Here is an 18,999-nt window from a genome sequence, read left to right as displayed (position 1 = left end):
TGGATACAAATAAAAAACACTCGTCATGAAAATGGATAAACTAAAAAAGGATGATATTCAGTTAGAAAAAGTAGTATCTGAATTGAAGGAGAGGTTGAAATACAAAGATGAGCTGAACCTAGATTTAATCCAGCGTAATCGAGAGCTGAAAGCTAAACTCAGATTGCAGTTATCTCTTAAAAGTGAATTAACTGAAAAAGAATTATTATTGACAGTTGGTTTAGAGTCATTGTTGCTTTTGAAGAAACATCGATATAATCACATCAAGAAAGAGGAAGACTGGCTGTTGCTTTACGATGCTATCAATATATTATATGGAGATATTAGCCATATAGTTTCTTCCTTTGGCCTAACCTCTCAAGAGGTGAAGGTTTGTTATCTTACTTATATAGGAATCACCATCTCTGAACAAGCGAAAGTCCTGATTATTGAGACAAATACAATCAAAAGGTATAAAAACAGGATAAAAAACAAGTTGAAATTAGGAGAAGAAATTCTACTATCTGTCTACCTAAATCTCAATTCAACGAAGATAAATAAGAATTAAACGTACAGATAATCAATAAAGTACATGTATAGATAATTTACATATTTTGTCCTCCTCCAATAATTGCATGATATTATAATCCAGACTATCTTTGTCTCACAATAACAAATATATTAATGCTATGAATACATCAACATTTGCCAAAACGATTGTCTCACATTGGAGTGTTATTGCAGTTGTTGCTGTATTGATATATTATAGTATATTTTCGCACGAATTTCAATTGTATTGGGATGATCAGTGGCAAGTGATTAATTCGATGACGAACGACGGGATATCATTGAAGAATTTGCAGACTATATTCCACAGTATTAGTAACGGTCAATACTCCCCAATCAATCAATTATACTACACGCTTATTCATCTATGCTTCGGCTACAGTAGTTTAGCCTTTCATATAGGTAATTTGCTGTTTCATATATTTAATGCCTGTTTAGTGTACTTATTGGCCTATTCTTTTATAAGAAATCATTTTGATTCTAAAAAGGCATTGGGTATATCCTTCTTCACCGCACTGTTATTTGCCATACACCCGGTTCAGGTAGAAACCGTTTGCTGGATTAGTGCGTCGAAGATAGTGCTTAGCACTTTTTTCTATTTGTCGGCACTGATATGCTACATACAATATATGCGCAATAGTAAATGGCAGTATCTTCTAGCGAGTGTGGTCAGTAGTATATTGGCTATGGGCTGCAAAGAACAGTCCGTTATTATAGTTCCATGCTTGTTGCTGTTCGACTGGATGCTGTTCAAAAGAAATATGCGTTCCTTGAAAGTGTATATCGAAAAAGTATATTATCTCATTCCTGCTATTGCCATTTTTATAGTTACCCTTGTGGCCAACAAAAATACAGGAGAAGAAATCATAGGATATACGATAGTAGACCGTTTTATATTCCTTTGCTATTCATCATTTAAGTATCTCTTGATTTCGGCTATTCCTTTCAAGCTTTCCTATCTTTATCCTTTCCCCTTTCAGGTAGGCGAAAAGATACCCATGGCTTTATGGATATACCCATTTGTTATCCTATTCATAGGATATGTGATATACCTGAACCGCAGAAAGCCATTATTGGTCTTTTGCACGCTGTTTTTCATATTACATCTGTTGCCGGTGCTTCATGTGATTCCGCTACCCCGCTACGTTGTTGCAGCTGACCGCTATCTGTATATACCGTATATTGCGTTTGCAATTGGGCTTTCCATATTGTCATATCATCTATACGAACGCCAAAGAAAGTGGATTCTATATGCCGGATTCCTATATTGCTCATACCTATGCGTTTACACTGCCGGTTATGCTCCTGCATGGAAGAACTCAGATACTTTGAAAGAACACTTTAAAGAAGTTTTAAAGAAAAGAGAAACTAACCTTAGTATTAATTTTAAACACGAGAAACAATGAAAAAGAACAAAATCGTAGTATTAGCCGGAATGGCTTTACTAATGGTAGGAACTATCTTAAACGTGCATGACGCGCTTAATGAGTTCGGAGTAATGGAGATATCACTGCATCCGCAGGTGATGGCGCAGACGGGGACGACATCCGGAACTACAACTAACATGGGAAAACAATTAGAGACAGATGTGAAATGCACAAAAACAACCACCACCTCGAGTTCTTCATCTGTCACAACGGGTACTAGAACCGATACTAATATCAATGGTGGTATTAGTGTAGGTAATGGAATCATAGGTGGTTCTATTGGAGGTGATCATTCATGGGGCTCAAACTCTTCATCTGGTTCATCAACAACCACTACTGAAACTGTAGTACAAGAATTTAATGCTAAAAAGTATTACTGTGGTCCAGCCACAAATTACGTTGAAGTTTGTAGTATTACTGATCCTTGCCGTCAGTAATGATTAAAAATGCTAAGTTCATGGATTCCTAATGCTATGGACTTAGTATATAATTTTTTTAAATATATATTGTATGATAAACTATAAGTCATTATCAAAATTATTCACACTTTGTTGTAACATTGTTACAGTAATCATTCTCTTCATAAACATTGGCTGTCAGACACCCCAAAATAAAGTTTCAACAGGCGAGCATATTATTTCCGATTCAACTCTTATTCAAATAAATGTTGATCCGGATGGAGAAGAATCCTATGCTTTCGACAGCTTGATCGATGATATATCATACATCAAATTGGAAACAAACAGCGACTGTTTAATAGGAAACATACATCAGATACTTTGCTCTAATGAGTATATTTTCATAATGGATGTTTTTGTTGCAAATGCTGTATATTGTTTTGATAAACACGGCAATTTCGTTCGGAGAATCGGAAAAGTAGGACAAGGTCCTGGTGAATACTCGCGTTTATGCAAAATGTGTCTAACAAGCGATCAAAAACAAATAGTTTTGTATGACTGGAATCGTCTTCATTATTACGATTTGAATGGGAAGCATATAAAAGATGTATCTCCTAGCTTTTATGCAAATGATATTGAATTGATTAATAATGATTTTATTGCTGGGTTTATAGAAGCTGGTATGGACGATGATTCTCAACGGCAAATGCTATCTGTTTATGACAAAGATTTCAAACTACTTTATAGAGAATTTCCAAGTTTTTATAACGAGGTATTTCACTTAAACAATGGAATGCATCCTTTACGTAGTTTTGGAAATGACATTTATTTAAAAGAGCCATGGACGCATAATATTTATAAGATAGAGAAAGATCGTTGTTACGAGAAATATAGAATAAATATAACTAATGGTGGATATCCAGAAAGACCAGAGGACATGAACAGTGATACATATATAAAAATAGTCGGAACAAAAGTTCATATGGCAGACTATGTTATATTAGAGGACTATGCATTGTTCTATTTTAGCAAAAATGGATTCACTTGGTCTCCTTTCGTTATTTATTCTCATAAAACGAAAAAGACTTATAAGTGTAATGGCAGATATTACAATCCTTTATTTTTTGCACATTCTCCAGGAAATACACCCATAGTTTGTTATGACAAAGAAACTTTTCTTATTCCGCAATCTGCCACTACTGTTATGCGTATGAAAGAGCGAATTTATAATTCGCCATTAATTAACGATAGCAAGTTAATGCAGTTATATGATGGATTAACGGAAGATAGTAATCCTGTCTTATTCCTCCTACATATTAAATCTATTTAAATGTAACAGGATGAAAAAGAATATCAACATATATATTGTTGGCATATTAGCACTATTATTACTAGGTGTCAATATGGTCACTTTAAAGAAGTATAAGGCCCTAAAGACGTATTGTCAGGAACAGATTGCTGATAAATCCATTACCGGACAAAAAGAAATGGCACTATGGGTAAATTCTCAAATTGCTTTCTCGGTGAATGGAATGAAGATGCCAAATATCTTATTAAAAGAATACAATGGTGTCACAATTCCGCTTGAGGAATATATGAAAGGGAGAAAAGAAGTGTTAGTAGTAAGAGTCAACGAATTATATTGCAGTGATTGCGTCAATTTCATACTTCAAAAAATAGGGCGTTTATCTAAAGAATTAAATCTTGACGAGAATATTTTGCTTATTGGAAGCTACCAATCGTCAACAGCTCGTAGATATTTAGAGAAAAACATGAAATTGCCTTCTACTGTATTTGATATAGAAAATGGAAATTTATCTCTCCCATTGGAAGAAGAAGGTTTTCCATATTGCTTTTTGTTATCAAGTGACATGACAATCTTACATGCTTTCATACCCGACAAAGCTGTTCCTGATTTGGCAAACAATTATCTTAAAAACATAAGTCAACGATATTTTCAAACCAATTAAAAATTTAGAATTATGAAGAAAAGAATTTTATTGTTATGCTTGTTTTGCATGACATTGGGTTTTGCCTATTCGCAAGAGCCTGATCCTCAGATAACAAATATGACTAAGGTTGTTATTTGCACATCTGATAAAAAATCGCTTATAAAAGCTGAGAGTTTAAAAGAAATATGGAAACCGGCTTATATCCATACTATCTCAATAAGTCCAAAGGCTAATCTCAAAGCACTTATTCGGTTGGAAGAATTATTGCAGAAAACTCCGATGTTATACAATCCGGAAAATACACTGATTATTTGTACAGACAAGTATCTTGAACTTATAAAGGAAGCGGCAGCGGGGTATAAACTCGTTCAACTCCCCAGTTTGGGATCTTCGGAATCTATGATTGTAGAGGGAAAGATTACTCCTTTGACGAAGGAAGACAACGAACCGGGATATGACTTTAAATTTGTAGAAGAGAAAGCTCTATAGTTCTGTCTATTAGATGCAAATAATGACTCATGCAGTTCCTGAAAAAACATATTACTGAACTATGTTTTATGCTATTATTGTGCGGCACCCTATGGGGAGCCGTGCAATTAATAGTGTCGGGGCATATATTCAACGGTGACTTTGCACTTTATATCCGACAGGCACAAAGCATACAATACGGAGATATGCAGCAAGTGTTTTCGGACATGCAGGAGATGATAACCCATTCTACTTATCAGCGCTATTCGCCTATACTTTACCCGTGGGGATATCCTCTGCTACTATTTCCGTGTGTGGCATTGTTTGGCATCAACTATTTTGCCTTCAAAATTGTAGGAGTTATCTGTCTGGTAGGGGCTTTCATCTTTCTCTATTATCACCCTATTCTCTCGAAAGAGCGTTTCAGAATGTCCGTCCTACTCGTTTTAGCTTTGCTGACAGGCAACATATTCTATTGGGGGTATGTTAACTCCGTCAGCAGCGAACTTCCCTTTTTCTGCTTCCTCATGTTCTCCTTTTGGACAATGAACAAACTCTATGCATTGAAGGAACAGACCGAAAAGCGAACTATACTATACATCGGTTTAGGTATTCTTCTTTTTTTCACGGCACAGATTCGTACGGAAGGATACTTCTTATTTATTTCCTTAATCGTACTTCAATGGAAAAACAGATTATTAGGATGGAGATTTTTCCTTCCTTATGCATCTGCTCTATGCATTTGGTTTGTCTTTACTCTTGTTTTTCCTTCGGGATATACAGAACATTTTGAGCACTTTAAGGTGGTGACTCTGACAAACCTACTTCACAACATCCAAACATTTTACGAATATCCTGCTCAGATCTTATATATTCCTTTTTCACTCTTCAATCTTTTCTTTTGGGTGAATTGCTTGCTCGGCTTATACATAAGTAGCCGGAAATTAACGGCGGAGTCAGTTTATCTGGTTTCTACCATAATGCTCTTAATCTGTTGGCCTTATGATGTAATAAGGTATTGGCTTTCTCTTTTTCCATTATGTTTCATATTCTTCATTCAAGGATTCCGATTTATGTGTATGGTGTGGGGCAAGAAAGCGGGAAAATGGGTTCTCTATCCAATTATTGGCATACTAATCTGTTCTGTTTGGAAAGTTTCAATAAAATATGCGACCTCACCCATACAGATTTATACTACCATAAATCCGAACGTGGAAGGCGAGAGTGCTCAAGAAATGTACGCCTTCCTCCGTACGAATACCGCTCAGGACGATTGGATAGCCTGCGGAGAAAGCCGCTCTATCTATTTATATACGAATCGTCTTTCCTGCAATATTTCGGGAGAGGTATCCAATCTTCCTGCCAACGTCAACTGGTATGTCGAGTTTTTGTATCGTGGTTCCTATCTTCAATACCCTCATGGGGTGATCAGATTGAACCATAACCGTTTTCAACAAGTATTTTGTAATCAAGATTTTGCAATATATAAAATACTAACACCATGAAAAGCACAGACATTGAATATTCTATCATTTTGCCTTGCCTCAATGAAGAAAAGACATTAGGCATATGTATCCGGAAAATCCATCAATTTTTTTCAAACACCGGATTAACTTATGAAATTATAGTCGCCGATAACGGTAGTACAGACAATTCCGCTCTCGTTGCTAAGAATAATCGGGCGGATGTGATACAGGTAAGTCAGAAAGGATATGGCAGTGCTTTGAGACATGGCATCGAACATTGCAATGGGAAATATATCATTATGGGTGATGCTGATGATAGTTATAACTTTCTTGAATTATCATTATTTATCGAACGATTACAGGCTGGTTATGATATGGTAATGGGAAACCGCTTTGCAGGTGGAATCACGAAAGGGGCTATGCCATGGCTTCATCGCTATGTCGGCAATCCGTTCTTGTCGTCCTTGGGGCGTTTTTTATTTAAGAATAATATTGGAGACTTCCATTGTGGTCTGAGAGCTTTCACGAAAAAATGCTATAACATTATTAACCCGCAGTGTAATGGTATGGAGTTTGCTTCTGAGCTTGTTGCCTTGGCTTCTATTCATCAGATGCGTATTTGTGAAATCCCGGTGATTCTCTATCCCGATGGTCGGAAACGCAGACCACATTTGCGTTCATGGCGAGATGGGTTCAGACACATGGTGTTGCTTTACAGTCTTTATCTACTGAGGAATTGAAATGAAACGTATCAAATTTCAGACGTTAGCCAAACTGGGGACTTGTATGTTACTTATATTGCTTTTGGTTAAGGTATTCATTGGCGAATGGGTATATATTCCGTCTGATAGTATGTTTCCTACGATAAGTGCAAAAAGTCTGGTCTGGAACTCGAAAATTACATACGGGGCTTTAATGCCTCAGCGAATTGTAGAAACACCTGTACTCAATTTACTCTGTCTGATACCAGCCGTAGCCAAAGCTGATAAAAAAACAAATTGGGGGTATCATCGTGTGTGGGGATACTCTTCTCCGCAGCGTATGGACGTTGTTATATTCAAGTGGGATGAAAATGAAACGCAGTTATACGTTAAACGAATTATAGGGATGCCGAAAGACACAATACAGCTTAAAGATGGGATCGTATATATTAATAATAAGGCTATTGAGGAAAAAGGTAAACGAATTGCTTCTCATGATAATTTTGGTCCTATCATTATAAAAGAGGATTGTTATTTCGTCATGGGAGATTTCAGGTATAATTCTTTAGATAGCCGGCAAAGAGGACTTGTTCCGCTTCATTGCATATCAGGAAAAGCAATTCATAAGTTATGGAATCGAAATAGTGACTTATCTTTATTTGAAGCGATTGAATAGTGTAATCAAACTTCAGCTCATGTTCTTCGATCAGAAGTTCAACATCTAGTTGGAATCTTCCGTTGCTGTTGACTACTCCAATATAAGTTCTATAACCGGTAACTCGACATTTGGGCGTTCTACAGGTAAAGTGATGATAACATCATCAGCTCCTGTATTTTCGGTCATATGGCTTCCTTTTTTGGTTTCAGTCCGAAATTTGAGTTCTGAATTGTCATTCAATAATTGAGCATATTTGATTTTTCCTTTATATTGTTTTAGATATAAGGATTTGAATGGCCATTCTAACACGTGTATATACAGTCGGTTAGTATTGGGGTTATATGTGAGAATACAATTGTTGGGACAAGCATATTCAGTTGGTGCGGCAGTACATCCATAAATGGCGCTACTATGAAAACGCATCCAATGTGCCAGGCCGTTTAAACGTTCTATAGCACGTTCGTCAAAAACACCTCTTGCTGTTGGCCCGACGTTTAGTAATAGATTTCCACCCTTACTGACAGTTTCGGCTAACATAACAATTATTTGATGTACACTTTTCCAACTGTATTCATCACGATGGTAACCCCATGAGCCGGAGAATGTTTGACAGGTTTCCCAAAGAACTCGTTGGCTGTTTACTGTGGGCCACTGTTGTGGCATGAATTGTTCTGGAGTGATGTAATCCCAGCCTTGTCTATTTTCTGTTAGTCCGAGGCGGTTGTTTATAATAATCTGTGGTTGCAATTTTCGTGCTAATTTGACAATACCTTCTGCATCCCAGTCTTTACTATTCTTTCCATTCTCTCCTTCAGCATACGTATAATCCATGAAAAGTTCATCAATTTGTCCAAATTCAGTGAGCAATTCGGTTAATTGGTTTTTCATATATTCCCTGTATTTTGCCATATTACGGTTCTTATTTAATTCTTTCAAGAGGTCGGGGTTTTGTGGCATTTGGGGGTGGTTACGGTCAATGGTGAAATCGGGATGATGCCAATCCAATAGCGAATAATAAAATCCTATACGTATACCTTCGTTACGAAAAGCATTAACTAACGGTTTTAAGACATCCTTTTTATAAGGTGTATTGGTTATTTTATAGTCCGTATATTTACTGTCCCACATACAAAAACCATCATGATGCTTAGTCGTGAAAACCATATATTTAACTCCGGCTGCTTTTGCCATATACGCCCATTCTTCCGGATTATACAAATCGGGATTAAATAAGTTTTTGTAACGGTTGTAATGTTCATCGGACATTTTTTCTCTGCTTTTTACCCATTCGTGGCGAGCAGGCATAGCGTAAAGTCCCCAGTGGATAAACAGACCAAACCTGTCATGTGTCCACCAAGACATATGTTCCGATTGGTTCAATGAGGAATCATATTGATTTTGAACAATATGTGTCGCATTCGCCTGTTGACAAACGAAAGACAGGAGAAAGAGGGTATATATAATAGTTCTTTTCATACTTAGTACTTTATAGGTAAAATTCTGTTCATCGAATCTACAAAAATAGCTGCCATTCGTTGTTGCATATATGATTGTTCTCCCCGTATGGGATGATGTCCATAAGCTATGCCTTCTGTAACTTGAATATCCGTGGAATATAATTGGCTGAAAGGTTTTCCTGTGACAGGATGTAATACATTTTTTGAGAATCCGATATATTTATCAAATTCAATTAAAGGAAATCCCCATTTAGCGGCGAGTTTTCTGATACTTTCATTGTAAACGGTGCGACAATCATGCCAGTGTGTACATAATACAATAATTGCAGGTTTACCATAAGGAGTATTATAGTATTTGGATGTAGTATCGTTACGTAATTCATAGCATTCCGTGAGGTAACGTTTGATGACATAATCATAGGCTGCCGCGTAATTGCTGCGATCAAATGGTACTTCATAATCCGTGTATTTATCTTTCAGTTGAAGTTCTTCATAAACATCTTTATTGTGTACTTGCATAATGACTAATGCATCAATATTTCCCAGTTCTTCTTTAGAGTAGAGGGTACCATTGGCCATTCGGTTAGCTGTATTGGCTATGGCTTCTCCACCTATGGCCCGGTTTATGGCTTCGGCATTCAGTTTGCGACAACCGATTTCGAACCAACCGTTTTGCGGAGAAGCGAATGAGGCTCCTGTCAATAAGATTTTGTATTCTGTTGTTTTTGACAGGTTTTGTGCTACTGCTATTCCTGTGAAAATATAGAATAACAGCACGGTTAGAAATGTCTTCTTCATATTTTCTTATTTTTTATGGTTTATCTGTAATTCTGTATTTATCTACAGTAGGATTTAGTCCTTGTTTTAAATCGTGATACAATGGAGGTTTGTTAAAGTCAAAACTATAAGGCTCATAAAGTGTGGCACAATCCGGATGAGTCTCTCCGAATAGTTTGTATTCTTTCCATAACCGGTCATAATTATCGATGGCTTTGCGAATACTTTTTGTGTCATATTGACCGTTCATATCTCCTTCGTAGCCTTTGAGCATGATGATCCAACCCTGTTCATAGATTGAATATAAAAGTAATCCGTACTTGGCGGAAGTTTGTAAGTAACGTCTTAGTTCCGGATTGCCTGTTTGTATTTTATCGGCTAATGCTACAATCTCTTTCCAGATAGCAACACTTTGGGATTTTTCTAGTATGATTTTATGAGTTAGTCCTTGTTCTATAATAGTTTTGAGATTCTGTCTCAGTTCTTTCTCTCCTCCGATGAATTGATCTCTCGTCCACCATACATTGATGGGGAGAATTAAAGATGCTCTTCCTCTGACAATCGCGTCAGCAGACAAAAGAGAAAGACGATGAAAACGTTCGATGTCTTTTCCTTTGAATCCGTTGGCTATGGCGTATTTCTTAAATAATTCCTTTTCCGGTAACGACATCCGGTTTGCCCAATTGGCCAATATTGCAACGTTTATGTCACACCATAATTCATTTTTGATATAGGGACCTCTCCAGCCTCCTCCTCTTGACCATGTCCAAATACCGGCAAAATTGGGATTTGATTTTAACTGGTTCAAACAGTAAGGCTGGGAATCTGATTTTAATTCTTCAAATCCATTAAGTACACCGTCTGCAATATAGTTCGGGTATGCTCCTTTGCCTTCATATTCGCGTTGACATTCAATTTCTACAATTTGTTTGTGCTTACCTATTCCTAATGTAGGGTTGAATTTATACGTTCGGTGATAATCCCCCTGTACGTGTTTTATGCATAGATATAGATTGGGGTGAGGTTCAACGTTGTTTGTTACGGAAAGGTAATATTGGGGATTGATATGGAAGTAACCGAAATCCCATGTGCGATAGAAGATTTTTTTATTTTGACGTATGCATACTTCTTCTCTCAGCAGATTTATTAGGTTACTGTGTATTTTTTCTCCTCCATCGGTTTTATAAGCAGAATTATGTTCCCATGATTTTTCGTTTCTGGGTATGGGACCATTACCTGTGTGGTAAGGAGTATTTTGCAAGTAAGTTTCTCCTACGCGAATAACTAGACCGTCAAGTTTCGGGAAACGTTTAAATATTTCTTGAAGCATGATTCGGTGTATCTCTTGTGTTTTGGGGCGAGTGAAGTCAATTCGTCCTGTCGCGTCACAAATTTCATTTTTATAAATTTCCACCAGGCGTTTGGGAAGTACGATGATATCAGTAAAGTAATATGCTTCCAATCCGGCTTTATGGATAGCTTCAATCTTGTTTTCTATACGGGTGGCAACAGAATCGATCCATAAACGTTCTTTAGAACCGGCAGGACATATTCTCGGGTCTAAACTGCTATATGTTATGGCTGTATGTACAGATTGAAATTCATTAACTACTTGCGCGTTAAAACCATATTGCACTAAATTCCCAGGTTCATTGAACCATGTGTTTGTGAAAGGTTCACCCGGATTATGATGAACCATATCCATAACAATAGGAGTTTGAGCAAACAGGCAACTCCACAGTGTGTTCGCTAGCAAAAGGACTGGAAATAGGTGTTTTCTCATGATAATATTATTGATTGTTATTAGTAACTTGTTGATCTTCGATAGAATCAAAACCCTTTTGTTGTTGTTTTATAGAATTGATTAATTGTACTCTATCCGGTAAGGAAGTGCGATATTTATCTATATATAGTCCGCATTTCTCTAATTGGTATTCTGTTATAGAGCTAACTCCCAGAATATTTTTCAGACTTTTTAGAATAGATATTTCCCGGAAATTTAAGTTGGGAATAACCAAGTCTGTATTACTGCCGAAGTATGAATATTGAAAATCTTCATCTTTCCCTTCTTTTCGTAATCCGCAACGGCAGTTGATAAATGTGTTATCTGCTATGCTGTTATTAATGGGTAATTCCAGATGGTCGGTCTGTAAAAATGTACTTATGCCTGGGTAGATGTTGTCCCAGTTGCCTTTGTTAATCCGGAAAACATCGAACAAATGGGTGAATTCAGGATTTTGTGCATTATAATTTCGTTTTTTTCCACGGGCATCAATACTTATGCCTGCTGCACTACAATCAAAATATAGATTATCGTGAACGTAATTGCAGTGGCCTCCACCTATAATGGTACCGGAAACGACTTGATGGACTATGTTTTTATAAATTGAGTCCCCCGCATGTCCATCATCTGCATACAATGCATTAGCTCGTGGTGAATGATGAATAAAATTGTGGCGTAAGACGTTGCCTCGTGAAGTCCAGTCCCAACGACTATAAAAGGCTCCGACATCACCTGTGACCCGAGCTATGTCGAACACTTCATTATATTCTAGGATGTTGTTGTTTCCTCCATAGATAAAGGCTGCATGGGGAGCGTTGTGTACCATATTGTGCCGGACGGTAATTCCCACTGCATTGCCTTCTTTTATGCCGATTCCTGTAGTAAAGGTTCCCAGTTTTACAGCAGGAGCATAACTGCGCTGTATCTCACCAAAACGGGTAAAATAATTGTTCTCTATTAAGTGTTTGCAAGCAATCAGATTTTTTCGGTCACCTCCTGATACCTCAATACAGGTGCGACCGATATATTCAAAGTTGTTGCTTTGTATTCTATTTTGTTTTCCTCCCTGAATGATTAATGCGTCTCCTAATATATTTTTGAAGTTACATCCGGCAATCAGACATTCTGTGGCATTTTTTATGATGACGCCATCGCCTAAATGATTTTTGAAGGAGATATTTTCTATTTTTATATGATTTGAATTTATAATGTTAATCAATGGGGTATTGTCTGATACAATACTCAATAAGTTTTCATCAAAATGTTCGGGAGGGAAAAGATATAATTTTTGAGTTGTAAAATCAATGCACCATTCTCCTGGATGATCTATTTCTTCGAGAAGATTCTCTACATAATATTCTTCTTTTCCCGAACCGTACGGACGATGATATTTGGAACCGATGCCGCCAAATATGCCTACATCTTTTCCTTCCTTTGTTTCTATCCCTACGCTGTGAGTGACAGTTTGTTTGTTCGGGTCTATTTCCTTTATACGTACAGTCCAGGCCTGCCAGGGGATACGCCAGTATCCTGTAAACCATAGACCGTTTTTGACGGCATTCACCCATTTGCCGTGTTCCGGATCACTATATTCAAAAGTACCTCCTTGTTCGTTTGTTCCGAAATTGTCCAATACCCTTTTCATATATAGATAACCTTTGTTGGGGTAACGCGAAAGAGGGAGTAGCTCATTGTTGTAAATGAGTTGTGGAAAGTTCTTACGCTCTTTCATTAAATCGGGAAAAAAAGGAACATTGATACCTATTTCCGATAAGTCTATCTCCATAATAATACCTTGAGCATTCGGGTGAACTCTGTTTTTTGTTTGAGTATCTTTGACAGGTCTCAGTTTTCCTTTCAAGGGTTTATCACACCGCAACTGTACCTTTCCCGGATTTTTTCCTTTTATTATTATCCCTTTCTTGCAGTTTTTTATATCTATGCTTTTATGAAGGATATAGTCTCCGTCATGAAGTAAAATGGAGCTTCCGTTCATAGATGCTTTTTCGATGGCTGCTTGTATGCCCCTCTCTCCTTGGAGTGGGGAAAGCTGGATAATACTTTGCCCCCGGCTGGGAAAGGAAAAAGTACAGGCTAATAATAAGATCAGTAAATGTTTCATTGTATTATATTGATTGTTGAAAATAGAACAAGTGCAAAAGTACCGTGATTTAGCCAATCTTTTTAATAATGGCATTTCAAAATATATGAGATTTGTTTCATGAGTTATTCGAAGTATTTTATATCATTGCAGAAAATATGAAAAACATGACGGTTGAGACTGACATAAATCATTCGAATTTGCGTATCATGTAACATGTATTATATAAATGTAACCAGTGTTGTTATGAAGATGTTATTCTCATATATTTTGAAGCATGAGTATTAATTGCCGTGCTGTCTAATGCCTAATTTTGCATCCGTAGTTAAACAACACTAAGTAACCTTTATTAAATTTTTAATTATTATGAATTCATTTACACGTATTGGATTACGATCTCGGTTCCTGTTGGTGCTGATGATTGGACTTATTTTACCGACGTTGTCTGTTTGGGGACAGAATGCAACAATTACTGGTAAGGTAGTTGACCCCAAAGGAGAGCCTCTTGTAGGTGTTTCGGTTTTAGAACAAGGTACAACGAATGGTACTGTTACTGATATGAATGGTCGGTATAGTATTGTTGTTCAGAAAGATTCTTCTCCTCTTCGATTTAGTTATATGGGGTTTGATAATCAGGAAATTGTTCCGGGAAAACGTCGGGTTATCGATGTTACATTGACAGAAAACTCTGTGGTGATTGATGATGTGGTGGTGATTGCCTATGGAACTAAGAAACGCCGTGATATGATAGGGTCTGTTTCTAAAATTAAAAGTGATGAAATGTCGCTGATGCAAGGTGGGCGTTTTGAGAATTCTTTGCAGGGGCTGGCTTCCGGTGTACAAGTTGTGAATGACGGTATGCCGGGTAGTACTCCACAGATAAAGATTCGCGGTATCGGTTCTATTGCATCGGGGAGTGATCCGCTTTGGGTGGTTGACGGTATTGTAGGTGGAGGTTCTACGATGGTGAACTCCAATGATATTGAATCAATAGAAGTATTGAAAGATGCTGCTGCAACTGCAATTTATGGTTCCCGAGGTGCGAACGGTGTGATCATTGTTACAACGAAGAAGGGAAAAAAGGGAGGACTTAAATTCGACGTTCATTATGAAGGTGGTATTACTCCTATCACTAATTCAGATTTAGGGCTGGCCAATACGAAGACATACTTTAATATAATGGATGAGGCTCGTGCTAATGTGGGATTAAATCCGCTTGACCCACAGAAAGATATTATCGAACCGTATTATTCCAATTGGACTTCTCCGATAACTCGTGAGGAAGCTATGAATACGGATATGGATTGGGTTGATTTGGTGACTCGTATGGGACATTTCCATGATATAAACGTGGCCTTGAACCAAGGGGGAGAGAACTCAACGACTTACGCGTCTGTTAATTACCGTTCTGATGAGTCCAGTTTGAAAGGGCTTAGCATGAATGCGGTCAGTGCACGTTTGAATAGTGAATTTAAGAAAGGAATTGTGACTTTGGGAACTCAGTCTTTTCTGAAGTTCGACCGTAAAAAATCGACGAATAAATGGGCGGTAGTTTCTGATAAGTTTCCGTGGCGCAAAGTGTATGATCCGGAAGACCCTACAGGGTATTGGAATCCACAAATGGCGGATGGTCATCCGACAGCTACTCTTGACAACGATTATCAGTTGAGTACAGGTGAGAATTTTAGTTTCCGCACAACATTATATATGGATGTTAACCTGAAGTGGATAAAAGGGCTCTCAGTTCGTGCAGATGCAAGTTATGGGTATGGATTGGCGCAAAGTGATTATTGGTTGTCCGGCTTGATTACGAATACTGGCAATGTAGATGGTAACCAAGGTAATAAAAGCAAGAAAACGACTAAGTCCCAACAATATCATGCTTTTGCCAAATATAACCGTGAATGGACAGATCATGGTCTGGATATTGTAACGGGTATTGAAGCAAATAGGAGTTATACGGATAATGCCGTTGTTGCCGGTAAGAACTTGAGTGGTGAGTTTCAGGAACCCAAGATCATTGGCACAATGCTGGGGAATAACAGTGCTTATATAGGTGGTGAGAGTTACACATTCAGTTTCTTTAACCGTATCGACTATAAGTTCAAACAACGTTATTTACTTGGAGCATCTTTTGTACGCGAAGGATCATCTAAGTTTGTGAAAGAAAACCGTTTTGGAGACTTCTATTCAGTTTCAGGTGGTTGGATTATTTCTGATGAGGCTTTTATGCGTAATGCCGGTTTTATTTCATTGTTGAAGTTACGTGGCAGCTATGGAGAAACAGGTAATCAGAACATTCCTTCGGAAGTGACGAAGAATTCGTATAGTATAAAGAGCAAGCAATATTACAATAATATGCAGAATATGTTCTTATGGAATATTGCTAATAAAGCAGCTAAATGGGAGAAAAACAAAAGTATTGACTTGGGACTTGATTATGCGCTGTTCAATAATAAAGTAAATGGTTCTATTGCTTATTATCGTCGTACGACAAGTGACATGTTGATGCGTGTGCAATTACCCGCATCTGCCGGTATCACCAATAGTGGCGGTAATGCTGACAATAATTCTATGTGGGCAAATGTTGGTTCGATGTATAATCAGGGATTTGAATTTGACATTAATGTTACTTTGGTCAAGAAAGACTTTGAATGGAACATGAACTATAATTTGACGACAAATATGAATAAAGTGACAGCGCTTGATGCGAGTGTTGATGCAAAAGGAACCGGTATCATCAATACACGTCCGGGAGCGATCACGAAGAAAGATCTGGCTTTGGGTACTTATTTTATGGCTGAATGGGCAGGAGTTGATCCGGAGAAAGGTATCGGCATGATTTATGAAATAGATCTTGACCGTTACAATAAGACCGGTGAGACAGTGAAAACCGGAAGATTGATTCCCGCTACTCAATCAAACGTAAATAAACATCGTATAATTCAAGAAGGTAAAACGGCTCTTCCGAAAGTTTATATGGGCTGGACAAATAACTTTAAATATAAGGCATTCGATTTATCATTTATGTTCTATCTCTCATTAGGTAGTTATACCTTTAATTATCATAGATATACAAAATCATTTGTAGGAGATGGACGTAATAATGTGACTGCTGATATTTATGAGAACTCATGGAAGAAACCGGGAGATATTGCAGAGTATCCGCAACTTCGTTGGCAAGATAAATATAATTATGATGACAATGGAAATGACAAGCAAAATGTAACTTATATAAAACATGATGCCGGTCACACCAAGTATCTGGAGAAAAGTGCTTATTTACGTTTGCGTAATTTAACTTTAGGATATACACTTCCACAAAGAATCTGCTCGAAAATAAATATTGATGCTTTAAGAGTGTATGTCTCAGCTGTCAACCTTTTCACCATTACTTCATTTAACGGCTATGACCCTGAAGTAAGAGTAAAGAACCAAACAGGTGCCAATGCGCAGGGAGCTGTATTCTCCGGTAGTGAAATGCCGCAGACCCGTATATTCTCCGCAGGTATTAACTTTAAATTTTAATTAAATATTTGATAGTATGAAAGCGATAAAAAATATAATGATAGCCTTATCCGGTATTGCACTTCTTGCTTCCTGTGATATGGATAAATTTTTTGAACTGGATCGTCCGGAATCTAATCCTTGGTTATCGGTTGATGATTTGGAATATTCTGTTGCTGATCCTTATAATACTCTTTTTCAGAATCCTAACTGGCAGGCACCTATCGGTATTATCCCTTATTATCAGGAATTGGTGGCAGATTTGTCTACGGTTAATCCGCAAGGGGCTTATGAGCAGGAAGCACTTTACTGGTATCCTCGTCAGATGTCTACCTTTGATGTAACAGGACAACAATTTGAGAAGACCTTTTCAATATTATATCGTTCTGTAACAGGAGCTACTTCTCCGTTGACTTATATTGAGGAGAAGGAGAAAAAAGGAGAGCCAGTTTTTGCCAATATGACTGAAAATGATAAGAAGACGTTGGCACGTCAGACCGGAGAACTATATTTTATGAGGGGGTATACCTATTGGCTGATTAGCCGGGCTTTTGTTGCTCCTTACGACCCGGCAGGCGGAGAGGGGAATAATCGTAAGTTCATTCCGTTAATCAATAGGCTCGATTATTCACAAGAGTCTGCACGCAATCCTTATATGGGGACTGTGAAAGAAGTGTATGATCAGATGTTGTCTGATTTTGCTAAAGCTAAAAGTCTGATGCCTGAAGATTATTTTGTGCGTGGTCGTGCCAATAAATTTTCAGCTGCTATGATGTTGATGCGTGTAAAATGGTTAATGGGAGATAAAGACGGAGCATTGGAAGAAGCTGATTATGTGATTACTAAAGCGGAAGCCGGAGTAGCACCTTTTGATTTGACTGAAGAACCGATTGTTGCTTTTAACCGGAATGCCGAACAACAATATACTGTAGACCCGGTATCCAAGGAAGTTATGTTTGAGTGTGCGTTCACTGAAAGCAATCAGGGAAATAACGTAGCTATTCCGTTGGCTCGTATGTGTAAAACTGGTATTTATAATTTCAAGTCAAAGACATTTGATGCTAGTAATAAATTATGGTTGGAAGGAGCGCGTGGCAGTCAGAATTGGCAACATGGCGGTTGGGCTTGTGCTTACTGGAATCCTCGTTTAATTAAATATATTGGTTGGGCGGTAACAGATGATCCTATGGATTTGACGAATTATGTTCCGAGTGCAGAAGCCTTGGCTGATAAGAGATTTACTCAACTGCATTATTTCCTGAAAAACTATACGGATGGAGGAGATAAAACCATACATGAAATGGCATATAACAAGACAAAATGGAATGCTTTTTGGAATGATAAGTATTATCGGGCTCCGTATGGGAAGTATTCCCAAGTACCGTTGATTCGTTTGGCGGAAGCATATCTGACGCGTGCGACCTTAGTCCTGTCTAAGAATGTATCTCAAGCTTTAGGAGATGTGAATAAGATTCGTCAACGTGCCGGATTGACTCCTTTGAAGAATGTAACTGAAGCAGATATAGAAAAAGAAAGAATCAAAGAGTTTGGTTTTGAGAATGGAGACCGCTTGCTTTATTTAGTAGCTATGCAGAAGACAATTGATGGGCAAAAGAGAAATCCGGGAGCTGTTTATGATAATCCGAATACTGATGGGGATCCGATTCCTGCAATGAATCCGCCTTACAGTACTATGTATGTACCGTTGCCTTCCATTGAATATTTGTATTCAGGATCTTATCAGCAACCTTAAAAGAA

General features: G+C 37.7%; 15 protein-coding genes. 11 read left to right on the top strand and 4 right to left on the bottom strand.

What is annotated here, in order from left to right; all coding sequences use genetic code 11:
- The first annotated feature begins 25 nt into the window (after positions 1-25).
- The 9 genes from CGC64_RS00820 (at position 26) to lepB (ending at position 7,634) form a co-directional block, all read left to right on the top strand.
- The gene (locus CGC64_RS00820) at positions 26-547 is read left to right on the top strand and encodes a helix-turn-helix transcriptional regulator (RefSeq protein ID WP_005678262.1); all 522 of its coding nucleotides are present in this window, start codon (positions 26-28) and stop codon (positions 545-547) included.
- A gap of 121 nt (positions 548-668) precedes the next feature.
- Entirely contained in the window at positions 669-1,952 is a 1,284-nt protein-coding gene (locus CGC64_RS00815; RefSeq protein WP_005678263.1) for an ArnT family glycosyltransferase, read from the top strand.
- Entirely contained in the window at positions 1,949-2,410 is a 462-nt protein-coding gene (locus tag CGC64_RS00810) for a hypothetical protein (RefSeq protein WP_005678265.1), read from the top strand. The genes CGC64_RS00815 and CGC64_RS00810 overlap by 4 nt, the downstream gene beginning before the upstream one ends.
- A gap of 73 nt (positions 2,411-2,483) precedes the next feature.
- A complete protein-coding gene (locus CGC64_RS00805; protein ID WP_005678266.1) occupies positions 2,484-3,701 on the top strand; it encodes a 6-bladed beta-propeller in 1,218 nt (405 codons plus the stop codon).
- Between the two features lie 10 nt (positions 3,702-3,711).
- Positions 3,712-4,341, top strand: a complete 630-nt coding sequence (locus CGC64_RS00800) for a hypothetical protein (protein ID WP_005678267.1) — start codon at positions 3,712-3,714, stop codon at positions 4,339-4,341.
- 12 nt (positions 4,342-4,353) lie between these two features.
- The gene (locus CGC64_RS00795) at positions 4,354-4,812 is read left to right on the top strand and encodes a hypothetical protein (protein ID WP_005682586.1); all 459 of its coding nucleotides are present in this window, start codon (positions 4,354-4,356) and stop codon (positions 4,810-4,812) included.
- A 29-nt stretch (positions 4,813-4,841) separates the two neighbouring features.
- Positions 4,842-6,296, top strand: a complete 1,455-nt coding sequence (locus CGC64_RS00790) for a hypothetical protein (protein WP_005682587.1) — start codon at positions 4,842-4,844, stop codon at positions 6,294-6,296.
- Entirely contained in the window at positions 6,293-6,997 is a 705-nt protein-coding gene (locus tag CGC64_RS00785; RefSeq protein WP_089421540.1) for a glycosyltransferase family 2 protein, read from the top strand. Before CGC64_RS00790 ends, CGC64_RS00785 begins: the two co-directional genes overlap by 4 nt.
- A 1-nt stretch (position 6,998) precedes the next feature.
- Entirely contained in the window at positions 6,999-7,634 is a 636-nt protein-coding gene (lepB, locus tag CGC64_RS00780; RefSeq protein WP_005678270.1) for a signal peptidase I, read from the top strand.
- A gap of 72 nt (positions 7,635-7,706) precedes the next feature.
- Here the strand turns inward: lepB and CGC64_RS00775 are convergent, their stop codons facing one another.
- The 4 genes from CGC64_RS00775 to CGC64_RS00760 all read right to left on the bottom strand — a co-directional run bounded on the left by CGC64_RS00775 (position 7,707) and on the right by CGC64_RS00760 (position 13,755).
- Positions 7,707-9,092 (bottom strand): alpha-L-fucosidase, encoded by a 1,386-nt coding sequence (locus tag CGC64_RS00775; protein WP_005678271.1) that lies wholly within the window; start codon positions 9,090-9,092, stop codon positions 7,707-7,709.
- 2 nt (positions 9,093-9,094) lie between these two features.
- Positions 9,095-9,871 (bottom strand): DUF5040 domain-containing protein, encoded by a 777-nt coding sequence (locus CGC64_RS00770; RefSeq protein ID WP_005678272.1) that lies wholly within the window; start codon positions 9,869-9,871, stop codon positions 9,095-9,097.
- Positions 9,872-9,884: 13 nt separating this feature from the next.
- Complete coding sequence (locus tag CGC64_RS00765; protein WP_229030921.1) at positions 9,885-11,555, bottom strand: hypothetical protein; 1,671 nt, start codon at positions 11,553-11,555, stop codon at positions 9,885-9,887.
- 85 nt (positions 11,556-11,640) lie between these two features.
- Positions 11,641-13,755 (bottom strand): right-handed parallel beta-helix repeat-containing protein, encoded by a 2,115-nt coding sequence (locus CGC64_RS00760; protein ID WP_005678275.1) that lies wholly within the window; start codon positions 13,753-13,755, stop codon positions 11,641-11,643.
- Between the two features lie 345 nt (positions 13,756-14,100).
- Here CGC64_RS00760 and CGC64_RS00755 point away from each other — a divergent pair, with 345 nt between their 5' ends.
- Together CGC64_RS00755 and CGC64_RS00750 are read left to right on the top strand one after the other, a co-directional pair.
- A complete protein-coding gene (locus CGC64_RS00755; protein ID WP_032855242.1) occupies positions 14,101-17,262 on the top strand; it encodes a SusC/RagA family TonB-linked outer membrane protein in 3,162 nt (1,053 codons plus the stop codon).
- A gap of 16 nt (positions 17,263-17,278) precedes the next feature.
- Positions 17,279-18,994, top strand: a complete 1,716-nt coding sequence (locus CGC64_RS00750; protein WP_005678277.1) for a RagB/SusD family nutrient uptake outer membrane protein — start codon at positions 17,279-17,281, stop codon at positions 18,992-18,994.
- Positions 18,995-18,999: the final 5 nt, after the last annotated feature.

This window comes from Bacteroides caccae, assembly GCF_002222615.2.
In the GTDB taxonomy this organism is placed as follows: domain Bacteria; phylum Bacteroidota; class Bacteroidia; order Bacteroidales; family Bacteroidaceae; genus Bacteroides; species Bacteroides caccae.
Note: the sequence above shows the minus strand (reverse complement) of the source record. Positions and strands in the feature narration are given on the sequence as shown.